General features: G+C 73.8%; 3 protein-coding genes. 1 reads left to right on the top strand and 2 read right to left on the bottom strand.

Annotation, left to right across the window (positions count from 1 at the left end):
• Nucleotides 1–477: hypothetical protein (locus H5J33_RS28230; protein WP_181797662.1), on the bottom strand; the 477-nt coding region annotated here is incomplete at its 3' end.
• Nucleotides 478–577: 100 nt separating this feature from the next.
• Between H5J33_RS28230 and H5J33_RS28225 the strand changes: the two genes are divergently transcribed.
• Complete coding sequence (locus H5J33_RS28225; protein ID WP_181797661.1) at nt 578–1,096, top strand: GNAT family N-acetyltransferase; 519 nt, start codon at nt 578–580, stop codon at nt 1,094–1,096.
• On the opposite strand, the gene H5J33_RS28220 is transcribed toward H5J33_RS28225, so the two are convergent.
• Nucleotides 1,089–3,131, bottom strand: a complete 2,043-nt coding sequence (locus H5J33_RS28220; protein WP_181797660.1) for an MFS transporter — start codon at nt 3,129–3,131, stop codon at nt 1,089–1,091. The genes H5J33_RS28225 and H5J33_RS28220 overlap by 8 nt on opposite strands.
• Nucleotides 3,132–3,353: the final 222 nt, after the last annotated feature.

The raw sequence follows: 3,353 nt of genomic DNA, 5'->3' as shown, positions 1-3,353 counted from the left end.
CTCTGTGCCGCCGCCCTCGCGGGCCACCCGGTGCAGCCGCCGGTAGCCGTCGACGTGGTCGGCGTGGTGCACGGACAGCGCCTCGACCTGCTCCTCGTACCGCCCGCCGTCGGGGTAGCCGCGCGCACCCGCGAGCTGCGCGAGCAGCCGGTCGGCCTCGGCCACCGCCTCCTTCGGCGAGTCCACGAAGCGTTCCTGCACGGCCGTCCACAGGTCCGCGTACCGCTGCCGCTCGGCCCCGTCCAGCGGCCTCTCGCGCAGCTCGCCGTGGCGTTCGAGGCGCTCGGACAGTTCCCGTTCGGCCGCCTTGGTGTCCCCGTCGTGCAGGGTGACGGCCCGCTCGTACTCCGGCCCGAAGCGCCGCTTCAGGCTCGTCCCGCCGCGCCGGCCGCGGCCCCGCCAGGCGACGAGCCCGGCCGCGCCGAGGACCACGACCGCGGCGACCACGATCAGCAGAATGATCAGCCAAGTGGACATGGTTGCCTTCCGGCCCCTTCCGATCGGACCGGCTCCGCCGGCCGGTTCACCCCCCGGGTGACCCGGAACCCGGTCCACAAACGACGGCCCGCACCCCACAATGACGGCCATGACGTGGACGATCACCGCCGAACCGTACGACTCCCCGGCCGCCGCCGCACTCTGGCGGGCGTACTACACGGAGGTCAGCGACCGCTGGTACCTCCTGCACGAGGGCCGCCGCACCGACCCCGCCGAGCTGGAGCGGGAGATCGCGGCGGACAGCGGCGCGGACCTGGCCCCGCCCACCGGGTGCCTGCTGGTCGGGCGGTACGACGGCACCCCCGCCGGCACGGCGGGGGTACGGCTGCTGGACGCGGACACCGCCGAGCTGACCCGGGTGTTCGTGCTGCCGGAGCGACGCGGCCGGGGCGGGGCGCCGCTGCTCGTGGCCGCCGCCGAGGAGGCCGCCCGCGCGCTCGGCGCCCGGCGGATCGTCCTGGACACCCGCGGTGACCTGGTCGAGGCCCGCGCCCTGTACGCCCGCCTCGGCTACACCGAGACCGCCCCGCACAACAGCGAGCCCTACGCCGAGCACTGGTTCCGCAAGGAGCTGGGAGAGGCGGCGGCCGTCAGCTGAGCTGCGCCACCGTGGTCCCGTTGTGCGGGCGTTCGCGTTCGGCGCCGCACAGCTCGCCGGTGAGCTCGCGGACCAGCCGGGTCAGGTCCTCGGGCCGGTCCGGCCGCCACCAGTCGCCGAGCAGCTCGGCCAGCGACTGCTCGCGGGTCGCGGCGAGCCGTTCGGCGACCTCGCGGCCGGTGTCGGTCAGCACCAGGTCCAGTCCCCGGCGCTCGGCGAGCCGCCGCTCCTCCACCTGGCGGGCGGCGGCCATGATCGCCTGGAGCGGGACCGCGCTGCGCTCGGCCAGCATCCCGGGCTCCACGGAGCCGTAGCGGCGGATGCGCAGCAGCAGCCAGCCCGCGGCGGGCAGCAGGTCGTAGCCGGCCTGGTCGATGATCTTCCGGTAGATCTCGCGGCGGCCCTCGCGGGTGCCCAGCACGGACAGGGCCCGGCAGCACTCGTCGTAGGAGGAGCGCTCGACCGGAATGGGCGGGATGGTCTCGGAGACGTCCGGCGCGGTGACCGAGCCGCGCAGCCGGTCCTCCTTGAGGAACCAGGCCAGCACGAAGCCGAGGAGGGCGACGGGGGCCGCGTAGAGGAAGACGTCGGTGATGGCGGACGCGTAGGCGTGCAGGGCGGCCTGGCGCGGCGCGGGCGGCAGGGCGGCGATGCCCCGCGGGTCGGACTTCAGCGCGCCGGCGTCGGCCCCGGGCGGCAGCCGTACGCCCCGGAAGGCGTCGGCGAGCTTGTCACCGAGGCGGCTCGCGAAGACGGTGCCGAAGATGGCCACACCGAAGGAGGCGCCGATGGAGCGGAAGAAGGTGGCGCCGGAGGTGGCGACGCCCAGATCCCCGTAGGGGACGGCGTTCTGCACGATCAGCACCAGCACCTGCATGACCAGGCCGAGTCCGAGGCCGAAGACGAAGAAGTAGGCGCTCGTCACGGCGGTCCCGGTGTGCTCGTCCAGCCGGGCCAGGAGCAGCAGGCCGAGCGTGGTGACGGCGGTGCCGGCGACCGGGAACACCTTCCAGCGGCCGGTGCGGCTGACGATCTGCCCGGACACGGTGGACGACAGCAGCAGGCCGAACACCATGGGCAGCATGTGCACGCCCGACAGGGTCGGGGTCACACCGTGCACGACCTGGAGGAACGTCGGCAGATAGGTCATCGCGCCGAACATGGCGAAGCCGACGACGAAGCTGATGACGGACGCCAGGGTGAAGGTGCGCACCCGGAACAGCCTCAGCGGCAGCACGGGTTCGGCGGCCCGCCGCTCCACGGCGACGAACGCCGCGGCGAGGACGACGCCCAGCACGGCGAGCCCGATGATCTGCGCCGAGGCCCAGGGCCAGGTCGTACCGCCGAGCGAGGCGACCAGCACCAGGCAGGTGGCGACGGCGGCGATCAGGAAGGTGCCGAGGTAGTCGATGACGTGGTGGGCGGCGCGCCGGGGCAGGCGCAGCGCGACGGCGATCACGGCGAGCGCGACGACGCCGACGGGCAGGTTGACGTAGAACACCCAGCGCCAGCTCAGGTGCTCGGTGAACAGCCCGCCGAGCAGCGGCCCGAGCACGCTGGTGGCGCCGAACACGGCCCCGAACAGGCCCTGGTAGCGCCCGCGTTCGCGGGGCGGGACGAGATCGCCGACGATCGCCATGGACAGCACCATCAGCCCGCCGCCGCCCAGGCCCTGGAGCGCCCGGAAGGCGATGAGCTGGGGCATGTCCCGGGCCATCCCGCACAGCGCGGAACCGATCAGGAAGATCACGATGGCGGTCTGGAACAGCCGCTTGCGGCCGTACTGGTCGCCGAGCTTGCCCCACAGCGGGGTCGCGGCGGTGGACGCCAGCAGATAGGCGGTGACGACCCAGGAGAGGTGTTCCAGGCCGCCGAGGTCGCTCACGATGGTCGGCAGCGCGGTGGAGACGATCGTCTGGTCCAGGGCGGCGAGCAGCAGGCCCAGCAGCAGGGCGCCGATCGGCACGAGCACGCTGCCCGGAACGTGCTCGCCGCCGCGGGTGCGCTCGGCCGTGCCGTGCGTGTCCAGGGCCATGGCAACCTCCCGGGGCTCGGATGCACCTTCCATCGTGATCTGTGTGTCCGGTTATGGCCTGTCGAGTCCTGCGGAAACGGCGGTCGTCGGCATAACCTCGGAAGCTCCCGGGGGGGCGGGAGCACAGCGTGACGGGTGAGGGGGACGCGGCGTGACGGAGGAGCGGGGCAGCACCTGCCCGGAGTGCGGGACGCCGAGGGGGCCGGACAACACGCCGGCGTG

Source organism: Streptomyces sp. WELS2 (assembly GCF_013870595.1).
In the GTDB taxonomy this organism is placed as follows: Bacteria; Actinomycetota; Actinomycetes; order Streptomycetales; family Streptomycetaceae; genus Streptomyces.
This window is presented reverse-complemented; position numbering and strand designations above follow the sequence as displayed.

Excerpts from the sequence above, each read along its gene's own strand:
- H5J33_RS28225 (WP_181797661.1), top strand. The coding sequence starts at position 578 with ATGACGGCCATGACGTGGACGATCACCGCCGAACCGTACGACTCCCCG.
- H5J33_RS28220 (WP_181797660.1), bottom strand. The coding sequence starts at position 3,131 with ATGGCCCTGGACACGCACGGCACGGCCGAGCGCACCCGCGGCGGCGAG.